At 63.0% G+C, this 18,913-nt stretch carries 20 protein-coding genes and 1 other RNA gene; 7 read left to right on the top strand and 14 right to left on the bottom strand.

The genetic code is table 11. The annotated features are described in order from the left end of the window. Nucleotides 1–35: 35 nt before the first annotated feature. From FJ546_RS04230 to ffs, 12 genes are all read right to left on the bottom strand, one after another. On the bottom strand, nt 36–782 hold the full coding sequence (locus FJ546_RS04230; RefSeq protein ID WP_140888213.1) for an ABC transporter ATP-binding protein: 747 nt from the start codon (nt 780–782) through the stop codon (nt 36–38). Beyond that, nucleotides 779–1,615, bottom strand: a complete 837-nt coding sequence (locus FJ546_RS04235; protein ID WP_140888214.1) for an ABC transporter ATP-binding protein — start codon at nt 1,613–1,615, stop codon at nt 779–781. Before FJ546_RS04235 ends, FJ546_RS04230 begins: the two co-directional genes overlap by 4 nt. Next, nucleotides 1,612–2,532 carry a nickel transporter permease gene (nikC, locus tag FJ546_RS04240; protein ID WP_140888215.1) on the bottom strand — a complete coding sequence of 307 codons (921 nt, stop codon included), beginning with the start codon at nt 2,530–2,532 and terminating at the stop codon, nt 1,612–1,614. Before nikC ends, FJ546_RS04235 begins: the two co-directional genes overlap by 4 nt. Next, nucleotides 2,529–3,590 (bottom strand): ABC transporter permease, encoded by a 1,062-nt coding sequence (locus FJ546_RS04245; protein ID WP_140888216.1) that lies wholly within the window; start codon nt 3,588–3,590, stop codon nt 2,529–2,531. Before FJ546_RS04245 ends, nikC begins: the two co-directional genes overlap by 4 nt. Nucleotides 3,591–3,608: 18 nt before the next feature. Beyond that, the gene (locus tag FJ546_RS04250; RefSeq protein WP_140888217.1) at nt 3,609–5,252 is read right to left on the bottom strand and encodes an ABC transporter substrate-binding protein; all 1,644 of its coding nucleotides are present in this window, start codon (nt 5,250–5,252) and stop codon (nt 3,609–3,611) included. A gap of 254 nt (nt 5,253–5,506) precedes the next feature. Continuing rightward, nucleotides 5,507–6,799 carry a lytic murein transglycosylase gene (locus tag FJ546_RS04255; RefSeq protein WP_140888218.1) on the bottom strand — a complete coding sequence of 431 codons (1,293 nt, stop codon included), beginning with the start codon at nt 6,797–6,799 and terminating at the stop codon, nt 5,507–5,509. A gap of 26 nt (nt 6,800–6,825) precedes the next feature. Next, entirely contained in the window at nt 6,826–7,431 is a 606-nt protein-coding gene (recR, locus tag FJ546_RS04260; protein ID WP_056569846.1) for a recombination mediator RecR, read from the bottom strand. A 90-nt stretch (nt 7,432–7,521) separates the two neighbouring features. Continuing rightward, complete coding sequence (locus tag FJ546_RS04265) at nt 7,522–8,529, bottom strand: cell wall hydrolase (protein ID WP_140888219.1); 1,008 nt, start codon at nt 8,527–8,529, stop codon at nt 7,522–7,524. Nucleotides 8,530–8,756: 227 nt separating this feature from the next. Beyond that, complete coding sequence (locus FJ546_RS04270; protein ID WP_140888220.1) at nt 8,757–9,164, bottom strand: hypothetical protein; 408 nt, start codon at nt 9,162–9,164, stop codon at nt 8,757–8,759. A 74-nt stretch (nt 9,165–9,238) separates the two neighbouring features. Beyond that, nucleotides 9,239–9,562 (bottom strand): YbaB/EbfC family nucleoid-associated protein, encoded by a 324-nt coding sequence (locus FJ546_RS04275; RefSeq protein ID WP_010913283.1) that lies wholly within the window; start codon nt 9,560–9,562, stop codon nt 9,239–9,241. 23 nt (nt 9,563–9,585) lie between these two features. Then, nucleotides 9,586–11,403: a DNA polymerase III subunit gamma/tau gene (locus tag FJ546_RS04280; protein WP_140888221.1), complete on the bottom strand. Its 1,818-nt coding sequence runs from the start codon at nt 11,401–11,403 to the stop codon at nt 9,586–9,588. Between the two features lie 104 nt (nt 11,404–11,507). Continuing rightward, an RNA gene (gene ffs / locus FJ546_RS04285) (signal recognition particle sRNA small type) lies at nt 11,508–11,604 on the bottom strand. Between the two features lie 144 nt (nt 11,605–11,748). Between ffs and FJ546_RS04290 the strand changes: the two genes are divergently transcribed. From FJ546_RS04290 to FJ546_RS04310, 5 genes are all read left to right on the top strand, one after another. After that, nucleotides 11,749–12,168: an HIT family protein gene (locus FJ546_RS04290; RefSeq protein WP_140888222.1), complete on the top strand. Its 420-nt coding sequence runs from the start codon at nt 11,749–11,751 to the stop codon at nt 12,166–12,168. A gap of 69 nt (nt 12,169–12,237) precedes the next feature. Then, the gene (gene nudC, locus FJ546_RS04295; protein ID WP_140888223.1) at nt 12,238–13,185 is read left to right on the top strand and encodes an NAD(+) diphosphatase; all 948 of its coding nucleotides are present in this window, start codon (nt 12,238–12,240) and stop codon (nt 13,183–13,185) included. 21 nt (nt 13,186–13,206) lie between these two features. Beyond that, nucleotides 13,207–13,512 (top strand): Dabb family protein, encoded by a 306-nt coding sequence (locus FJ546_RS04300; protein ID WP_140888224.1) that lies wholly within the window; start codon nt 13,207–13,209, stop codon nt 13,510–13,512. 160 nt (nt 13,513–13,672) lie between these two features. After that, nucleotides 13,673–13,924: a type II toxin-antitoxin system Phd/YefM family antitoxin gene (locus FJ546_RS04305; protein ID WP_140888225.1), complete on the top strand. Its 252-nt coding sequence runs from the start codon at nt 13,673–13,675 to the stop codon at nt 13,922–13,924. After that, on the top strand, nt 13,924–14,349 hold the full coding sequence (locus FJ546_RS04310) for a type II toxin-antitoxin system VapC family toxin (RefSeq protein ID WP_140888226.1): 426 nt from the start codon (nt 13,924–13,926) through the stop codon (nt 14,347–14,349). The genes FJ546_RS04305 and FJ546_RS04310 overlap by 1 nt, the downstream gene beginning before the upstream one ends. A 29-nt stretch (nt 14,350–14,378) precedes the next feature. Here FJ546_RS04310 and FJ546_RS04315 read toward each other — a convergent pair whose 3' ends face one another. Both FJ546_RS04315 and FJ546_RS04320 read right to left on the bottom strand, forming a co-directional pair. After that, the gene (locus FJ546_RS04315; RefSeq protein WP_064984594.1) at nt 14,379–15,242 is read right to left on the bottom strand and encodes a prephenate dehydratase; all 864 of its coding nucleotides are present in this window, start codon (nt 15,240–15,242) and stop codon (nt 14,379–14,381) included. A 35-nt stretch (nt 15,243–15,277) separates the two neighbouring features. Further along, nucleotides 15,278–16,006, bottom strand: a complete 729-nt coding sequence (locus FJ546_RS04320; RefSeq protein ID WP_140888227.1) for a 3-deoxy-manno-octulosonate cytidylyltransferase — start codon at nt 16,004–16,006, stop codon at nt 15,278–15,280. Between the two features lie 193 nt (nt 16,007–16,199). Here FJ546_RS04320 and FJ546_RS04325 point away from each other — a divergent pair, with 193 nt between their 5' ends. Next, a complete protein-coding gene (locus FJ546_RS04325; protein ID WP_140888228.1) occupies nt 16,200–16,856 on the top strand; it encodes a cytochrome c family protein in 657 nt (218 codons plus the stop codon). 171 nt (nt 16,857–17,027) lie between these two features. Further along, entirely contained in the window at nt 17,028–18,905 is a 1,878-nt protein-coding gene (locus FJ546_RS04330; RefSeq protein ID WP_140888229.1) for an extracellular solute-binding protein, read from the top strand. Nucleotides 18,906–18,913 lie beyond the last annotated feature (8 nt).

An 18,913-nucleotide genomic window follows, 5' to 3' on the forward strand; every position in this document is an offset into this window, starting at 1 on the left:
GCGTGGCGCCAAGGAAGTCGATCTGAAAAATTTGGCTACGCCCTCACGAAGCCATCGCTCGCTCTCAGCAGATTGCGCGTATAATCCTCGGTCACGCGGTGCGCGACAAGTTGGGCTGCCGTGAGGTTCTCGATCGCCTCGCCGCTTTGCATCACCATCAGCCGCTCGCACATATGGGTGATGATGGCGAGGTCGTGGCTGACCATCAGGAAGGTCAGCTTGCGCCGTCGGCGGACCTCTTCCAAAAGGTTGAGCACTTCGGCCTGCACCGAGGCATCCAGCGCCGAGGTCGGCTCGTCGAGCAGCAGGATTGACGGCTCGAGGATCAGCGCGCGTGCGATCGCCACACGCTGGCGCTGGCCCCCCGACAATTGATGTGCGTAGCGGAAGCGGAAACCGTTGCCGAGACCGACTTCATCGAGCGCGCGTTCTATGCGCTTTTCGCCATCGGCAAAACCATGGATGGCAAGCGGCTCCTGCAGCAGGCGGTCGACGGTCTGGCGCGGGTGCAGCGAGCCATAAGGATCCTGGAAGACCATCTGCACTTCGCGGTAAAAGGCCTTGTCGCGGCGCGCGCCGAGCTTCTTGCCGTTGACGGTGATGCTGCCCGAGGCGATCGGCGCAAGGCCGGCGATCGCCCTCAGCAGCGTCGATTTGCCGGAACCGCTCTCGCCGACCAGGCCGAAGGATTCGCCTGACCTGACTTCGAGGCTGACACCTTTCAGCGCGCGAAACCGGTCGAAGATCACTTCCAGCCCGTCGACGGTGATCGCAGCTGTCATGCCGCCCACTCCGGCTTGCGGTCGAGCACCGGCAGAGGGTGGCGCTCGAAGCCGATCCTGGGCATGCAGTTGAGCAGGCCGCGCGTGTAGGGATGCTGGGCCTGGCCGAGTTCGGAGGCCTTGAGCTGCTCGACCACCTTGCCGGCATACATGACGATGACGCGATCGCAGAAGGACGAGACCAGGCGCAGGTCATGCGAAATGAAGATCAGGCCCATGCCGCGATCGCCGACCAATTTATCGAGGATGCCGAGCACGTCGAGTTGCACGGTGACGTCGAGCGCCGAGGTCGGCTCGTCGGCGATCATCATTTCCGGTCCGGCGATCAGCATCATGGCGATCATGGCGCGCTGGCCCATGCCGCCGGAGACTTCATGCGGGTGCAGGTCGAAGACCCGCTTGGGATCGCGGATCTGGACCGCTTCCAGCATGGCCAGCGCGCGCTCGCGCGCCTCGGCCTTGGAGACCTTCTCATGCGTCCGCAGGGTTTCGACGATCTGCCGGCCGATGCTCATCACAGGGTCGAGCGAATATTTCGGATCCTGCAGGATCATGGCGATGCGGTTGCCCCGCAATGCCCGGCGCTGACGCGCCGAGATGCCGAGCAGGTCAATGCCGTCGAAGGCCAATTTTTTGGCCGATATCCTGGCCTGCGGCGGCGTCAGGCCCATGATGGCGCGGCCGGTCTGCGACTTGCCGGATCCGCTTTCGCCGACGATGCCGAGCCGCTCGCGGCCAAGCGTGAAGGACACGCCGCGCACCGCCTGGACCAGGCCGGTGCGGGTCGGAAAATCGACCCGAAGATCATCGACTTCAAGCAGCGTGCCGCTCATTGGTCGCCGCTCCGCGGATCGAGGGCATCGCGCAGGCCGTCGCCGAGCAGGTTGAAGCCGAGGCTGACGATGAGGATGGCGAAGCCCGGCGCGCCGGCCACCCACCATTGGTCGAGGATGAAGCGGCGGCCGGACGCGATCATGGTGCCCCATTCCGGCAGCGGCGGCTGCGCGCCGAGGCCGAGGAAACCAAGGCCGGCGGCGGTGAGGATGATGCCGGCCATGTCGAGCGTCACCCGGACGATCAGCGAGGAGATGCAGAGCGGCATGATGTGGCGCAGCACGATGCGGAAGGGCGAGGCGCCCATCAGCTGCACCGCCTTGATGTAATCGGAATTGCGCACCGTCAGCGTTTCCGCGCGCGCAATTCGAGCGTATGGCGGCCAGGAGGTGATGGCTATCGCCAGCACCGCGTTCTCGATGCCGGGGCCGAGCGCCGCGACAAAGGCCAGCGCCAGAACCAGCTTCGGGAAGGCGAGGAAGATGTCGGTGATGCGCATCAGGATGGCATCGGTCCAGCCGCCGGCGTAACCGGCGACGGTGCCGACCAGAAGACCGATGGGGGCGGCGATAATGGCGACCAGGATAACGACATAGAGCGTCCAGCGCGAACCGTAGAGGATGCGCGAAAGGATATCGCGGCCGAGGTCGTCCGTGCCGAACCAGTGCTCGGCGCTGGGCGCCAGCAGCCGCGCGTTCTTCAGGTCGCCGAAGGTCGGCGAATAGGGTGCCAGCACGCCGGCAAAGGCGGCGATGACCAGCAAGGCGATGATGATCAGCAGGCCGACAAAAGCCAGCCGGTTGGCGGAGAAACGCCGCCACGCGACATAGGCGCGGCCGAGCCTTGCCTGCATGCGCGAGGCCGGCCGCTCGCTGAGCAGCCAGTCGCGACGGCTCTGGATGGTGTCCGTGCTCATCCTGTCTTCGTCCTTGGATCGAGCACGCGGTAGAGGAGATCGGACAGAAGGTTGATGCCGATGAACACCGAACCGATGACGATGGTGCCGCCGAGCACGGCGTTCATGTCGGCGTTCTGCAACGAGTTGGTGATATAGAGGCCGATGCCCGGCCAGGAGAAGACGGTCTCGGTCAGCACCGAGCCTTCGAGAAGGCCGGCATAGGAGAGCGCGATCACCGTCACCATCGGCACCGCAGCGTTGCGCAGCGCGTGGCCCCAGATGATGCGGGTTTCCGACAGGCCCTTGGCGCGCGCGGCGACGATGTATTCCTGCGCGAGTTCGTTGAGCATGAACGAGCGCGTCATGCGGCTGATATAGGCGAGCGAGAAATAGCCGAGCAGCGAGGCCGGCAGGATGATGTGCCGGAAGGCGTCCCAGAAGACATCCCACTGACCCTGCATCGCCGAATCGAGAAGGTAGAAACCTGTGATCGGCGTGAAGGTATATTCGTAGACGACATCGAGCCGGGCCGGAAAAGCCACCCATTGCAGCTTGGCGTAGAACAGGACGAGGCCAAGCAGGCCGAGCCAGAAGATCGGCACGGAATAACCGATCAGGCCAATGACACGCACGATCTGGTCGATGATGCTGCCGCGCCTGACCGCGGCCAGCACGCCCAGCGGCACGCCGAACAGCGCGCCGATCAGCGTCCCCAGCGTCGCCAGCTCCGTCGTTGCCGGAAGGGCGCGGCGAATGTCGGTCATGACCGGATTGGTGGTCAGCACCGAGGTGCCGAAATCACCGCTCAGGGCATTTTTCACATAGATGTAGAACTGCTCGATCAATGGCAGGTCGAGGCCCATCTCGCGGCGCGTGCGCTCGACGACATTGGCCGGCGCCCGGTCGCCGAGCACCGCCAGCACCGGGTCGATCGGGATGACACGGCCGATGAAGAAGGTGACCGCGAGAAGACCAAGATAGGTCGTCACCGCGATGACCAGGAAACGGCCAATCGCCGACGCAATGGCGACGGCGCGGGCGCTGCCGCGCCCGCTCTCGTTTTCAATCGCGCTCATGTGGCGCGTCCGCGGGCACTATTGTTTCGAGACCGGCCCGACGAAGTTGGTGTCGAAGCTCGGACCGAGCGCGAAGCTCTTGAGGTTCTTGCGCAGCCCGGCCACTTCCAATTGCTGATGAATGATGACGAAGGGGCTGGTGTCGAGGATCTTCTGCTGCAAATCCTTGTACATGTCGGCGCGCTTGCCCGTATCCTTCTCCAGCAGTGCCGCTTCGGTTTCCTTGGTCAGGTCCGGAATGTCCCAGGCATTGCGCCAGGCGAGCGTGTGCGACTTGCCGGCATCCGAATTGTCGGGGTTGGAGGCGAAGGTCTGGGCGTTGGAGTTCGGATCGAAATAATCCTGGCCCCAATTGCCGATATAGATGTCGTGGTTGCGGGCGCGGTACTTGGTCAACGTCTGCTTGCCGTCGCCGGGGATGATTTCCAGCTTGATGCCGGCCTGGCCGAGCGTCTGCTGGATCGATTCCGCCATGCCGGTGGTCGGCTGACCAGTGCGTACGTCCATGGTGACGCTGAAGCCGTCGGCCAGGCCGGCCTTGGCCAGCAATTCCTTGGCCTTGGCAACGTCGAGCTTGAAGGGATTGGTGTCGATGGCGCCGAGATCGCCCTTGGGCAGGAACGACTGGTGGATTTCGCCGATACCCTTGAGGATGGTCGAGCTCAAAGCATCGTAGTCGACCAGATATTTGAACGCCTGGCGCACTTCCGGCTTGGCGAGCTTGGGGTTCTTCTGGTTGAGGCTGATGTAGTAGACGGTGCCCTTCGGCGCGCTGGTGGTGGTGAGATCGGCGTTCTTGGCGATGGCGTCGAGATCGTTCGGCTCGAGGTTGCGGGCGACGTCGATGTCGCCGGCTTCGAGCGCCAGGCGCTGGGCCGAGCTTTCCTTCATGTTGCGGTAGATGACGCGGGCAAGCTTGGCCTTTTCTCCGTGATAATTGTCGTTGCGCTCCATGACGACGGCTTCGTTGGCGCGCCATTCGCGCAGCTTGTAGGCGCCGGAGCCGGCATAACCGGTCTTCAGCCAGGCATTGCCGAAGTCGTTGTCCCATTTGTAGTCGGCGCTCGGCGTCACCGCGGCGACATGCTCCTTGACCAGCTTGGCGTCGACGATCGAGGCGACGGTGGCCGACAGGCAGTTCAGCACGAAGCTCGGCGCATAGGCCTTGTCGACGGTGAACTGGAATGTCGTGTCGTCGATTGCCTTGGCCTTTTCGGCGACGTTGTCGCCGCTGATGCCGAACTGGTCGATGATGAAGGCCGGGCTCTTGTCCAGCTTGACCGCGCGCTCGAACGAATAGGCGACGTCAGCCGCGGTGATCGGATTGCCCGAGGCGAATTTGAGGCCCGGCTTGAGCTTGAAAGTATAGGTCAGGCCGTCGTCGGAGACGGTCCAGCTCTCTGCGAGATCCGGCTTGACCTTGGAGGTGTCGCCGAGGTCGAGACGGACCAGCAGGTCATAGGTGTTGCCGGTGACTTCGGCAGTCGACAGCTCGAACGCTTCGCCCGGATCCATGGAGATGATGTCGTCGATGGCGAATCCCTCGACCAGCGTGTCGGCGGGTGTGACGGCGAAGGCAGGCGCTGCGCCAATGAGCAGCGCGGACACCGCCGCGCCCGCTAGCAAGGCACGCGAGCGAAGAGCAAACTTTTCCATCATCATGGTAATTGTTCCCTGTTTTGTTGGTTGTTGACCTGAGTTCCCGGCTCAGGGTTGCAGAATTCTTGTCGGGGCCAAACGACAGCCCTTAAGCCCCTTACCGTCGTGGTTTTTGTCCAATTGGTCAACAGCATATCCGGCCGCTTTGTGACGGGCAACGAGCATTTGCAGAACGAGTAGAATGGCGGGCAGTGCGTCGACGCCCGGGCCTGCCGATCGGGGTCGCCGGACGAGAAAAAATCTGCCAATTCTTTGAGTTATTTCAGCGCGGTGACCAGGCCGGCATCGGGAAAGCAGGTCGCTGCCTGGCCATTCTTGGTCTGCCACTTACCGATCGAACGGCGGGTCTTGAAGCCCGGCAGGCCGTCGGCGCTGCCGACATCATAGCCCTTGGCCTCCAGCGCCCGCTGCAGGGCGGCGATGTCGGAGCGATGGAGATCGCCGACCGGACCCCAGCTGCCGGAAAAACTCTGGTCGCCATGCGCAATGCGATCGGCGCCGTGGCCGATGAACAGCGCGTAGAGGTCGCTGGTGTTGTATTCCTTCAGCACATAGAAATTGGGGGTGGCGATGAAAGCCGGCCCGCTGCGACCGGCCGGCATCAGCAGGAAGCCCTCCGCCTTCAGCTCGTTCGCCGGAAACGGCTTGCCGCCGACGCGCTTGATGCCCATACCAGCCCACTCAGAGATCTTCTTGCCCTGATCGGGACCTTCCAGCGAGCAGAAGACGCTGTCGGGGACGGTCACCTCGAAGCCCCAGCCGCGTCCTCTCACCCAGCCATAATGGACGAGATAATTGGCGATCGAGGCGAGCACATCGGGCGTCGAGTTCCAGATATCGACGCGTCCATCATCGTCGAAATCCACGGCGTGCTTGAGAAAGGAGGTCGGCATGAATTGCGGCTGGCCAAGCGCACCGGCCCAGGACGATTTCATCGCGCCGACCGGGGCGAGGCCGCGTTGGACGATTTCCAGCGCGGCCAAAAGCTCGGTGCGAAAGAAATCCTTCTTCGTCGACATGAACGCCTTGGTGCCCAGCACCTCGAAGGCGTCGTAAGGCATCTTTGCCGCGCCGAAGCCGGTCTCGCGGCCCCAGATCGCCAGAAGGATCTCGCCGGGCACGCCATAGCGCTTTTCGATGGCGGCAAGCGTCCTGGCGTTGGCGGCTTCGCGCGCGCGGCCACCCGACGTCACCGCACGAACCGTCTTCTCGGCGAAATAGGCGCCGGGCGAGCCGAACTCGGCCTGATGCTGCTTCTGCGGCGTCTTCGGCTTCTCGCCGGGCATGACAAGGTCGGGCAGCTTCAAATTGGGCTTTATGCCGTCGAAAGCGGCATCGAATGTCTGCTTGGAAATGCCTTTGGCCTTGGCCTCGGGCCAGAGGTCGTTCTGCAGCCAGGCGCGGAATTGGTCGTCGATCTTGGCGGCCGAGGCGGGGGCAGAAAAGACGAGGAAGGCAAGCGCGGCCAGGAAAAATGCAAGACAGAGCTGGCGACGTCCGCGCTCTGTGTCGATGCTTGGCACCAGCCTCGAAGGACGCGCAGCAATCATGATCCGCACCCTTCCCGCCAATTGCATCAAAACGCCGTCCGTGAGCGAAGCGCGGCGGCGAGCGTGCCCTCGTCGAGATAGTCGAGTTCACCGCCGACCGGCACGCCATGCGCCAGCCTTGTCACCTTGATGTCGAAGCCGGACAGCTGGTCGGTGAGGTAGTGCGCGGTCGTCTGGCCCTCGACCGTTGCGTTGACGGCGAGGATGATCTCCTTGACCTCGCCGCCGGCGACGCGGTCGATCAACGAGCGAATGTTGAGCTGGTCGGGGCCGACACCATCGAGCGGCGACAGCGTGCCGCCGAGCACATGGTAGCGCACGTTCATCGCCGCCGCCCGCTCCAACGCCCAGAGATCCGAGACGTCCTCCACAACGATCAGCGTGGCGGCGTCGCGGCGCGGATCGGTGCAGATCATGCAAGGGTCGGATGTGTCGACATTGCCGCAAGTGGAACAGATGCGCACCTTGTCGGCGGCTTCGCCCATGGCGGCGGCGAGCGGCGACAGCAACTGTTCCTTCTTCTTGATCAGATGAAGGGCGGCGCGCCTGGCCGAACGGGGACCAAGTCCCGGCACCTTGGCCAGGAGCTGGATCAGGCGTTCGATCTCGGGACCGGCGATTCGCTTGGACATTGCTCTGATCTAGGGTTTTTCAGAGCGCTTTGGAACATCCCGCGTTCGCGCATGGTCGCCATACTGCCAATCGAAGCCGTGCGATGCGAATCAGTTGACCTCGAGCGGTCGAGACTGGCTGGCGATCATCGCACCGATGGCGTCGGTGTTCTCAGGCGTCGACTGGAACCCCATCGCCGCCTCTTGCGGAGCACCCTGAACCGAGGAAATGACGCGGGTGTTCAAGGTTCCGCCGAAACGGGCGGCGTCCGGTTCTTCCATCGGCTCCTGCATCGCGACCATTGTCGGCTTCACGGTCACGCGCGCCGACTTGGCCGTGGGCGCCGCGGCCGCGGTCACATAGGTCTCTTCAACGCGGGTCTCTTGAGCCGGAGCGGTCCTGGTCTTGGGCTGAGGGGCCGGTTCCGCGGCGGCGGTCATATAGACCTGCTGCGCCGGAGCGGTTCGGGACGTTTTGGCGGGGCGCGCCGGCTCCGTCGAGGCAACCATCGTCACCGGCGCGGCCGGCTTCACGATCTCGGACCCGGCCGAGGCAACCGCCACCATCGGTTCATCCGGCAGCGGCTGCCAGTTGCGGCCGCGCTTCTCGTAGAAGGCATTGCCGCCGGCAACCATGGTGTAGTGCATGTTCTTGTAGGGGAAGCGCAGGCCGGCGGTGTGGAAATACATCGTGTTCTTCAGCTTGGCCTTGCGCTCGCCTTTGAGCACGGCATCGGCCGCCTCCTCGACATCGGGCATGGCGCGCGAATTCATCGGCCTGGTCATGACGCCCGGCGCGAATTGTCCCGGCTCGCCGACTACCTGGCAGATGGTGCTGCCGTGGTTGCCCGAGCGCAGCCGGTTCATGACCACGGTGCCGACAGCGATCATGCCATCGCGGCTCGAGCGGCTGGATTCGAAGAACATCGCCCTTTCCAGGCACTCCCTGTCCTTCTGCGAGTGGCTGGAGGCGCGCGACGTCAGGAAGCTCGGCGTGATGGCATCGGTCAGGCCTGCAACGGACATGCCGTGCGAAGTGGTCTGGCTGCAGGCGGCCAAAAACAGGGGAGACGTGATGACGCCAAGCAACAGCGGCGTCTTCCATCGCGTGACGATCAACAGGCTACCCTCTCACTTCGATGCCCGCCCCCGGGCTGCGGCAAGAATGAGACACTTTCGGGCAAAATGATGGCCAAAACGTTATTAACGAAGCACTGTTGCCGAAAAGGCACAATTTTGAGCCTTTCCAGATAGATCGAGCCGTCATTTCACGAAAGTGATGACCGCTCTCTCTTGGTTTCGCCGCAATTGCCGAGGGAAACCTCGTCGCAGTTTTCCGGGAATCGCTACCGCGCGGCCGCAATCGCCGCCGGCTGGCCGGGCTCAAACTCCTCGACCTTCTCCGAAAACAGGCCGCGCCTGAGAAACAGCGCCCGCGCGTCCCTGGCCGCCGGCGCGATCTTTCCCGGCCAGTCGCTGTCGATGAATTCGGCCTTGGTGAAATCGGGATTTGTTTCCGAAGCCGCATCGAGGAATTCGGCGATCTCCAGCACGACAGCGCGCTCGTCCTTCGAAAGCGCCGACGTGCCGGCCTCGATCGACGGCCGGTGCACGAAATCCTCGAACAGGTAGAAGTAACCCTTGATGCCGACAATATCGACGCCGGCATCGCAATCGGCGAGGATTTCCAGAATCTCGTAGATCCTGTTGCGGATACGCTGCTCGATCAGTCTTTCGGACGGCTCTTCGGTCATGGGCGCATCGCCGCTGAGTTAAACTTTCATGCATGCCATCCCCAAAACCGCTGCACGGTCTTGGGCGAGATGCATCAGAACGGCAGTTTCATTCCCGGCGGGATCGGCAGGCCTGATGTCAGCGCCTTGGTCTTTTCCTGCATGATCTGCTCGACCTTGGCCTTGGCGTCATTGTGGGCGGCCAGAATCAGGTCCTCGAGGATCTCGACCTCATCCTCCTTGAACAGGGACGGGTCGATCTTCAGCGACTTCATCTCGAACTTGCCGCTCAAGATGACGCTGACCAGGCCACCGCCGGCCTGGCCGACGGATTCGACCGTGGCAATCTCATCCTGCATGGCCTGGAACTTGGCCTGCATTTCCTTCGCCTTGCCCATCAGGCCGAGAAGATCTTTCATGGTCCGATCCTTGTCTTGGTTTATCAGGTCTCGTCGTCATCCGCCGGCGGCTCGACCGGCACTTCGGCTTCGGTCGCGTCCGCCTCCGGCGCATCGGGAATACGCACGTCGATGATCTTGGCGCCGGGAAAGCGCGCCAGGATGGCGGCAACCGTCGGATCGCTCTTGGCATCGAGGAAGGCGTTTTCGCGCTTTGTCGATTCCATTTCGGCCAGCGTCTGGCCGCCCTCTTCCTTCGACAGCGACACCAGCCAGTTGCGGCCGGTCCAGGCGCGCAGTTTCGTCGTCAGGTCGTTGAGCAGCAGCTTGGGCGCATCGTCGGTCAGGCTGACGTCGATGCGGCCGGGCTCGAAGCGGACAGGACGGATGCAACGCTTGACCAGCACCTTGAAGGCTATGTCGCGCTGCGCGTCGGCAAGCGCAACGATGTCGGCCAGCGACCTGACCGGCACCTGCTGCGGCTCGGACACCGGCGCGGGCGGCGCGACGAAGGCGGCCGGCGCCGGCGTGGCCTCGACCAGCCGCATGGTCTGCGCGCCACCGGAACCGGATGGCATGCGCGCCTGCGCCACCGCGCTGGCCGCGCCGCCATTGCCAGGGCCGGCAGGGGCTCCGTTCGGGCGCGATGCGCCATTCTGAACTGTTGCTGCCCCGTCCAGTGATCGCAACGCCTCGTCCAGAGTCGGCAGGTCGGCGGCATGCGCCAGCCGGATCAGCACCATTTCGGCGGCACTGACCGGCCGGTTGGAGGACTGCACCTCGGGAATTCCCTTGAGCAGCATCTGCCAAGTCCGCGACAGCACGCGGACCGACAGCGCCCTGGCGAAATCGGCGCCGCGCTGGCGCTCGTCCTGCGACAGCGATGCATCGTCCATGGCGGTCGGCACGAAACGCAACCGGGTGACGAGATGGTTGAATTCGGCAAGATCGGTCAGCACCGCGGCCGGATCGGCGCCGGTGTCGTATTGCGCGCGGAATTCGGCGAGCGCCGCCGCCACGTCGCCCTTCATCACATGTTCGAACAGATCGACGATGCGGGCGCGGTCGGCCAGGCCCAGCATGGCCCGCACCGCTTCGGCGCTGACGGCGCCGGCGCCGTGCGCGATCGCCTGGTCGAGGATGGAGAGCGAATCGCGAGCCGAGCCTTCGGCCGCGCGCGCGATCATCGCCAGCGCGTCGTCGTCGACCGAAATGCCTTCCTTGGCGGCGATCGAGGAGAGATGCGCCACCAGCGCGCCGGCGTCGATGCGCCTGAGGTCAAAGCGCTGGCAGCGCGACAGGACGGTGATCGGAACCTTGCGGATTTCGGTGGTGGCGAAAATGAATTTGACGTGCGGCGGCGGCTCTTCCAGCGTTTTCAGCAGACCGTTGAAGGCCTGCGTCGACAGCATGTGCACTTCGTCGATGATGTAGACCTTGTAGCGGGCCGAGACCGGCGCGTAGCGCACGCGTTCGATAATGTCCCTGATGTCGTCGATGCCGGTGTGCGAGGCGGCGTCCATCTCGATGACGTCGACATGGCGGCCTTCCATGATCGCCTGGCAATGCTCGCCGAGCACGGCGAGGTCGACGGAAGGCTGGTCGACGGTCGCGGTCTTGTAGTTCAGCGCCCGCGCCAGGATACGCGCCGTGGTGGTCTTGCCGACGCCGCGCACGCCGGTCAGCATCCAGGCCTGGGCAATGCGGCCGGTGGCAAAGGCGTTGGTGAGGGTTCGCACCATCGGCTCCTGGCCGACCAGCTCGGAAAAATTCGACGGCCGGTATTTGCGCGCCAGCACGCGGTAGGCGGCGGCCTTTCCATTCTCTGGGCTTTTTGGCCCCGAATTTCCGGCTTCGCTCATTCGCCCGTTAAGCTCCAAAAGGCCGCGCCCAAAGGCGCCGATTCCTGCGCATAGTCTCGCCCGCGCTGCAATGCGTCGTCAATGTCGCGAGGAGGGCCGATGAGGTGGGAGGCTGGAACAATGACCCGTTCCGGGCTCGTTAGGGCTGCTTCCTTCCGGACCTGACCCGGTTGGCGAGTGGATCGTCCACCACCAACCTCCCGATGTCCATATCGGCAATTGCGCGACGAAATGCAAGTGCGCAGGCAAATCGGCGCGATCACAAGAGAGATTCGCTTGCAGCCCCGATGCAGCCGCTCTAGCGTTCATGGTTTGAGGAAAACAAGAAAAGCAAGGGAAACGCCGATGCTGCCGGGCCTGAAGGCCGGATTCACGCTGGATGCCCGGCTGGAGGCGGACAGCGAGCAGTTGATGTGGCTTGGGCTGTGCGAATTGCGGGTGATGAACGACCGCCGCTGGCCATGGCTGATCCTGGTGCCGCAGCGGCCGGGCGCGGAAGAAATCCACGACATGACGCCGCTCGACCAGGCGATGCTGACCTTCGAGACCAACATGGTGGCGCAGGCGCTGAAGAAAGTCAGCGGCTGCACCAAGATCAACACCGGCGCGCTCGGCAATATCGTGCGCCAACTGCATATCCATATCGTCGCACGGTCCGAAGGCGATCCCGGCTGGCCCGGCCCGGTGTGGGGGTATGGCCTGCGCGAGCCCTATCAGCGTGCCGACCTGCGCCGGTTTGCCGAAACCATAAGGGCGGCGCTATAAGCCTTCCCCGGTGTTGTTCCAAAACACGTCCATTCCCAGACATGTCCATCCCAAAGCATCAGAGTCCGCATGAGCTTCCGCCTGTTTGACGCGCCTTTGCGCGAGCCGAGCCAGTTCGTCGGCTTTGCCGGCAACACGATCGACCGGCAATCCGAGAATCGAGCCGATGATTCGGTCGACAAGGCGCTGGCGGATCCGACGACGCGGCTTTTGCTGATGAATGGCGGCCGGCTCCACCTGAAGCTTGGTAACAGCGGCAGTCTCGATCCCTGGTTCGACGCCGCCGGGAGCGAACCCTTCAATCCATTCTTCGCGCAGGGCGTGCTGCTCGGCTTTTCCGAACAGGGGCCGGTGCTGGCGATGCCTGTCGGAATCGAGGCCGAACAGCTGCCCGAGACCGTCAAGGCGATCGACTACCGCTCTGTCTACATGCAAGGGCTGATCGACGAAGCGGCGGCCGGGGCGATGGCGCAAGGGGCGGCCCTGCTCGCCTGGCACGCCAGCCATCGTTTCTGCAGCAAATGCGGCACGCAATCCGAAATGCGGGCCGGCGGCTACAAGCGCCATTGCCCGAATTGCGGCACCGAGCATTTTCCGCGCACCGACCCGGTGGCGATCATGCTGACGGCGACCCGGGAAAAATGCCTGCTCGGGCGCGGCCGACACTTCGCGCCGGGCATGTATTCGGCGCTTGCCGGCTTCATCGAACCGGGCGAGACGATCGAGGCCGCGGTGCGCCGCGAAACGCTGGAGGAGGCCGGCATCCGGCTCGGCCGCGTCGTCTATCACGCCAGCCAGCCCTGGCCGTTTCCCTATTCGCTGATGATCGGCTGCTTCGGCGAGCCGCTCAATGAGGACATCCAGGCCGACCTCAACGAGCTGGAGGACTGCCGCTGGTTCGGACGCGACGAGGTGCGCCTCATGCTTGCCAGGGAGCATGCCGACAACCTTGTCACGCCGCCGAAAGGGGCGATCGCGCACCATCTCATCCGCGCCTGGGTCGACAGCGAATACTAAAAGTCATTGCAGGAGTAGAAAATGATCCGTCACACCGTCGTCTTCACGCTGAAGCATGCACCGCACTCGCTCGATGAAAAGCGGTTCCTCGTCGACGCCAAGAAAATCCTGACGGCGATCCGGGGCGTCACGCATTTCGAACAGTTGCGGCAGATCAGCCCCGAGAACGACTACCGGTTCGGCTTTTCGATGGAGTTCGCCGACCAGGCCGCCTACACCAGATACAACAATCATCCCGACCATGTCGCCTTCGTGCGCGACCGCTGGGTGCCTGAGGTCGAGAAATTTCTCGAGATCGACTATGTGCCGCTGGGCGCGGTGATTTAAGCGCAGCCAGCGTCGAACAACAGAAGCGCCATAGCGCTCCTGGCAAGGGCGACGCAACCCTATCCGTGAACCTGCGATGGGTTGCCATTCGTGCGCTCAACCTTGCAATTTCCGCTCAAACGGATTAAATGTGGTTACGTAACCACATTTGGAAATTGGTATGATCACCACGCTTTCAGGTCGCGAACTCAATCAGGATCTAGGCCGCGCAAAACGCGCTGCCAAGGACGGCCCCGTGATCATCACCGACAGAGGGCGGCCAGTGCATGTCCTCTTATCGTTCGATGAATATAAACGGCTCACCGGTAAAACGCGGTCGCTCGGTGACATGCTGGCCACACCGGAGGCGGGTGACGTTGACTTGCCGCTGCCGCCCCGCACGGAACATGCCCAACCAGTAGACCTGTCCTGATGCTGTTGCTCGATACCAATGTCGTGTCCGAATTGCGCAAGGTATCGAGCGGTAGGGCGCATCCCAACGTCGTGCTCTGGAACGAAACCGTCGATCCTGCCGAAACCTTCATTTCGTCCGTAGTCCTGCACGAACTGGAGATTGGCGTAAGACTAGTAGAACACAACGACGCCGTTGCTGGCAAAGTGCTGCGCAATTGGTTGGAAAATGCGGTTCTCACAACATTTTCCGGTCGTATCTTGCCGCTGGACGACGCAGCGGCCGTTCAGGCGGCACAATGGCATGTGCCCAATCCCAAACCGATCAATGATGCCTATATCGCGGCCACGGCCTTCACCCGGCGGATGACGCTGGTGACGCGCAACATTGGCGATTTCGAGGGAACGGGAGTAACATTGGTAAATCCGTGGGACATCCAGGCGTAGGCTTTAAGTCATGGCTTCCTGGAATTGCTCTAATCGGCCACTTTCCACTGCTCGCGCGACTCGCTGGCCGGATAGACGCCCAGTATCCGCACTTCGCGGGAGAAGAAGCGCAACTCATCCAGCGCCAGCTTGACCAGCGGATCGTCGGGATGGCCCTCGATGTCGGCGTAGAACAGCGTCGCGGTGAAGGCGCCTAGCTGGTAGCTCTCCAGCTTGGTCATGTTGATGCCGTTAGTGGCGAAACCGCCCATGGCTTTGTAGAGCGCCGCCGGCACGTTGCGGACGCGGAAGATGAAGGTCGTCATCATCTTGGTGTCGGCTGACGGGCGCTCGGCCCATTGCTTGCTCTTGGTCAGGACGACGAAACGGGTGACGTTCGAGTCCGTGTCCTCGACATTTTCCTCGATGATATCGAGCCCGTAGAGCGTCGCGGCCAGCGCCGGCGACAGCGCGGCCATGGTGCGGTCCTTGACCTCGGAGATCATCTTGGCGGCACCGGCCGTATCGCCGGCGACGACCGCCTTCCAGCCGTTCTTGCGGATGTATTTGCGGCACTGGCCAAGCGCGTGGATGTGGCTGTGAACCGTCTTGATCTCGTCGCGTTTGACGCCGGGCAGCACCATCAGCTGGAAATGGATCGGCAGGAAATACTCGCCGACGATGTGCATCCGCGATTCCGGCAGCAGATGATGGATGTCGGCGACGCGTCCGGCGATGGTGTTCTCGATCGGGATCATGGCGAGGTCGGCCTTGCCGGTCTCGACCGCGTTGAAGGCATCCTCGAAGGTCGGGCACGGCAACGGCTCCATCGAGGGATAGACGTTGCGGCAGGCGGTGTCGGAATTGGCGCCCGGCTCGCCCTGGAAGGATATTCTGTTGGTCTTTTCAGGCATGGCCGGGTCTCGATTCACGGTGTCGAAGGGAATTCTCAGTTTGAAAGGATGGTTCGGGCGCGCTCAAGGTCTTGCGGCGTGTCGACGCCGAGCGGCAGCGACCGGACGATCTCGGCATCGATGCGCATGCCGGCTTCCAGCGCCCGCAACTGCTCAAGCCGCTCGCGGCGCTCCAGCGGCGACGGTTTCAGCGCGACGAAGCGCTCAAGTGCCGAGCGGCGATAGGCGTAGAGGCCGACATGGTGATAGAGCGGGCCCTCGCCCCAAGGCGCTGTGGCGCGGGTAAAATAGAGCGCCCTCAGCCGTGTGCCGGAGAGCGGCGAACCGACGATCTTGACGACGTTCGGATTGGTCTTTTCCTCGTCGCGGACGATCTCGACGCCAAGCGTGGCGATATCCACCGCCGCGTCCTCGAACGGCCTGAGCGAGGCGGCGATGATGTCGGGATCGATGGTCGGCAGGTCGCCCTGTACATTGACGATCGTTTCGACCTTGCGTCCGGGATCGAGCGCGGCAAGCGCCTCGTGAATGCGGTCGGAGCCGGATTCGTGGTCGATGCGCGTCATTACCGCCTCGAAACCATGCGCGCGCACCGCTTCGGCGACGCTTTGCGTGTCGGTCGCCACCACCACCCGCCCGAGGCCGGCTTCGGCCGCGCGGCGGGCGACATGGACGATCATCGGCGCGCCGGATATGTCGGCCAGCGGCTTGCCCGGCAGGCGGGTGGAGGCCATGCGGGCCGGTATCAGGATCAAGGTGGACATGGCTGTGGCAAGGCGTTCGAAAAGAGGAGGGGAAAAGTGGCAAAAGGTCTCACTGGCAGCGCCCTTATAGGTGTTGCAACGCTGGAGCAAAAGACCTAGTTTCCGCGCGATTTGACCGGCTCTGGAGGGCAGGTCTCGATACCGACGGACGGAGTGGACGGTTCGGTCCGCCGGAAAAGGGAGCAAGGGGCGTATGGATTCCAACGAAGTCAACAAGCTGCTCGCCGGATTGCTCGGAACCGTTTTCGTGGTTTTCTCGGTCGGCATCGTGTCGGACGCGCTGTTTGCCTCGCCCGCGCCGGAAAAGCCCGGTTTTGCCATCGAGGCCGCGGAGCCCGCCGAAGGCGGCGCTGGCGCGCCGGCCGCCGAAGCCAAGCCGATCGCCGACCTGCTGGCGACCGCCAATGTCGAGGCGGGTGCTGCGGTCTTCAAGAAATGCCAGGCCTGCCATTCCGGTGAAAAGGGTGGCCCCAACAAGGTCGGCCCCGATCTGTGGGATCTCGTCGATCGTCCCGTCGCCGAACATGAAGGCTTCGCCTACTCGGCCGGCATGAAGGAATTTTCCAAGGGCGGCACCGAGAAGTGGACCTACGACAACATCAACCACTTCATCACCTCGCCGAAGAAATTCGTGAAGGGCACGGCCATGGGCTTCGCCGGCCTGCCCAAGGACGAGGACCGCGCCAACGTCATCGCCTATCTGCGCACGCTGTCGGACAATCCCAAGCCGCTGCCTGCAGCGGGCGCCGCCGCCGACGCCAGCGCGCCCGCCAAGCCGGCCGATGGCGCCGCTCCGGCCAAGCCTGCCGCGCCCGCGGCTCCGGCGGCACCAGCCGCGCCGGCCAAATAACCGAATTGTCATCAAAGCGTTCATAGAAAAGCCGGGTTCTGCCCGGCTTTTTTGTTAGGAAAAACGCATATGCGGCGACAAAGCCGCGCATGGCGGTTTTCAGGAGCGCCAAATCATCTAGATTGCCTTTTCTGGATGGTCCGGAGAAACGCATCGCGAAGAGGACAGTGCATGACGGTTGGCCGAACGCTTCTCAGGTCGCTGCTGGCGGCAGCCCTTCTGGCGGCAGGACTGCAGGCGACCCGGGCCGACGAGTGGCGGACCACCTCTTCGCTGATCGGCCAATCCAAATACGGCGACAATTTCCAGCACTACGACTACGTCAACCCGAACGCCCCCAAGGGTGGGGCCTACAACTCCGTCGTCCAAGGGACATTCGACAGCTTCAATCCCTACATCGTGCAAGGAGCGCCGGCCGCCGGCTTCCAGCCGTTGGGCGGCGGCCTGCTCTACGATACGCTGATGGACCAGGCGACCGACGAAGGCAGCGTCAGCCACCCGCTGATCGCCGACGCCTACAAATATCCGGCCGATTATTCATCGGCGACCTACCGGCTGGACCCGCGCGCGAAGTGGCATGACGGGCAGCCGATCACCGTCGACGATGTGATCTGGTCGTTCCAGGTGCTGAAGGCGAACAGCCCGATGTATAGCCGCTATTTCGAGAACGTCACCGAGGCCGTCGCGATCTCGGACCGCGAGGTCGAATTCCATTTCAGCCAAAAGGGCAACCGCGAACTGCCCAAGATCCTTGGCGACCTCGTCGTTCTGCCCAAGCATTGGTGGGAAGGCACCGACCCCAACGGCAAGAAGCGCGACATCACCAAGGGGACGCTGGAGCCGCCGCTTGGCTCAGCAGCCTACAAGATTGCCAGCTTCAAGCCGGGCTCGGAGATCGTCTGGCAGCGCGTGCCGGATTACTGGGGCGCCAAGCTGCCGGTGAAAATCGGGCGCGAGAATTTCGACACCCAGCGCTTCACCTATATTCTTGACGACAATGCCGTCTGGCAAGCCTTCAAGAAGGGCGGGCTCGACGATATCAAGCCGGAAAACAGCTCGAAGAAGTGGGCGACGTTTTATGATTTCCCGGCGATCAAGGCCGGCGACGTGATCAAGCAGGAATTCAAGACCACCTCGCCGGAGCCGATGCAGGCCTTCATGCTCAACCAGAGGCGGCCGCTGTTCCAGGATCGCCTTGTACGCGAGGCACTGACCTGTGCGTACGATTTCGAGACAATGAACCGTACGTTGTTCTTCGGCTTCAACACCCGTACCAGCAGTTACTTCCAAGGCACGGAGCTGGCATCGAGTGGCCAGCCGCAAGGCAAGGAGCTGGAAATCCTGGAAAAATACCGCGACAAACTGCCGCCCGAGCTTTTCACGCAGGCGTTCAAGCTGCCGGTCTATGACACGCCGCAAGCCGAGCGCAAATACCTGAAGCAGGCGGTCGATCTGTTCGCCAAGGCCGGCTGGGTGATCAAGGGCGGCAAGATGGTCAACGCCAAGACCGGCGAGCCGTTCAAGTTCGAGATCATCGGCTCAAGTGAAACGGACCAGGTCCTTTCCGGCACCTATATCGCCAATCTGCGCAAAATCGGCGTCGATGCGACGCTGCGCATCATCGACCAGAGCCAATACATCAACCGCGTCAACAATTTCGATTACGACGTCATCACCAACCTGCTGCAGCAATCGGAATCGCCCGGCAACGAGCAACGCGATTTCTGGAGTTCGAAGGCCGCAGACACACCGGGATCGCGCAACTTTTCCGGCATCAAGGATCCGGTCGTCGACGCCCTTGTCGACCGCATCATCTTTGCCACCGACCGCGACGATCTCGTGGCCGTCACCCATGCGCTCGACCGGGTGCTGCTGTGGAACTACTATGTCGTGCCGCAATACTACCGTGCGGTGGTGTGGCTCGCCTACTGGAACAAGTTCGGGATTCCGGACAAGCAGCCAAGCTACCGCGGCGCCGATATCGATTCCTGGTGGATCGACCCCGAGAAGGAAAAGGCGCTCGCGGCCAAATACAAGGGTAGCGATTGATGGGGCAG

The organism is Mesorhizobium sp. B2-4-19 (genome assembly GCF_006441315.1).
In the GTDB taxonomy this organism is placed as follows: domain Bacteria; phylum Pseudomonadota; class Alphaproteobacteria; order Rhizobiales; family Rhizobiaceae; genus Mesorhizobium.

Bases quoted from the DNA above. Each gene is read 5' to 3' on its own strand.
- FJ546_RS04330 (WP_140888229.1), top strand. From the start codon at position 17,028: ATGACGGTTGGCCGAACGCTTCTCAGGTCGCTGCTGGCGGCAGCCCTT.
- FJ546_RS04305 (WP_140888225.1), top strand. From the start codon at position 13,673: ATGATCACCACGCTTTCAGGTCGCGAACTCAATCAGGATCTAGGCCGC.
- FJ546_RS04230 (WP_140888213.1), bottom strand. From the start codon at position 782: ATGACAGCTGCGATCACCGTCGACGGGCTGGAAGTGATCTTCGACCGG.
- recR (WP_056569846.1), bottom strand. From the start codon at position 7,431: ATGTCCAAGCGAATCGCCGGTCCCGAGATCGAACGCCTGATCCAGCTC.
- FJ546_RS04275 (WP_010913283.1), bottom strand. From the start codon at position 9,562: ATGAAAGATCTTCTCGGCCTGATGGGCAAGGCGAAGGAAATGCAGGCC.
- FJ546_RS04250 (WP_140888217.1), bottom strand. From the start codon at position 5,252: ATGATGATGGAAAAGTTTGCTCTTCGCTCGCGTGCCTTGCTAGCGGGC.
- FJ546_RS04280 (WP_140888221.1), bottom strand. From the start codon at position 11,403: ATGAGCGAAGCCGGAAATTCGGGGCCAAAAAGCCCAGAGAATGGAAAG.
- nudC (WP_140888223.1), top strand. From the start codon at position 12,238: ATGAGCTTCCGCCTGTTTGACGCGCCTTTGCGCGAGCCGAGCCAGTTC.
- FJ546_RS04310 (WP_140888226.1), top strand. From the start codon at position 13,924: ATGCTGTTGCTCGATACCAATGTCGTGTCCGAATTGCGCAAGGTATCG.
- FJ546_RS04255 (WP_140888218.1), bottom strand. From the start codon at position 6,799: ATGATTGCTGCGCGTCCTTCGAGGCTGGTGCCAAGCATCGACACAGAG.
- FJ546_RS04245 (WP_140888216.1), bottom strand. From the start codon at position 3,590: ATGAGCGCGATTGAAAACGAGAGCGGGCGCGGCAGCGCCCGCGCCGTC.
- FJ546_RS04270 (WP_140888220.1), bottom strand. From the start codon at position 9,164: ATGACCGAAGAGCCGTCCGAAAGACTGATCGAGCAGCGTATCCGCAAC.
- nikC (WP_140888215.1), bottom strand. From the start codon at position 2,532: ATGAGCACGGACACCATCCAGAGCCGTCGCGACTGGCTGCTCAGCGAG.
- FJ546_RS04300 (WP_140888224.1), top strand. From the start codon at position 13,207: ATGATCCGTCACACCGTCGTCTTCACGCTGAAGCATGCACCGCACTCG.
- FJ546_RS04235 (WP_140888214.1), bottom strand. From the start codon at position 1,615: ATGAGCGGCACGCTGCTTGAAGTCGATGATCTTCGGGTCGATTTTCCG.
- FJ546_RS04315 (WP_064984594.1), bottom strand. From the start codon at position 15,242: ATGCCTGAAAAGACCAACAGAATATCCTTCCAGGGCGAGCCGGGCGCC.
- FJ546_RS04320 (WP_140888227.1), bottom strand. From the start codon at position 16,006: ATGTCCACCTTGATCCTGATACCGGCCCGCATGGCCTCCACCCGCCTG.
- FJ546_RS04290 (WP_140888222.1), top strand. From the start codon at position 11,749: ATGCTGCCGGGCCTGAAGGCCGGATTCACGCTGGATGCCCGGCTGGAG.
- FJ546_RS04325 (WP_140888228.1), top strand. From the start codon at position 16,200: ATGGATTCCAACGAAGTCAACAAGCTGCTCGCCGGATTGCTCGGAACC.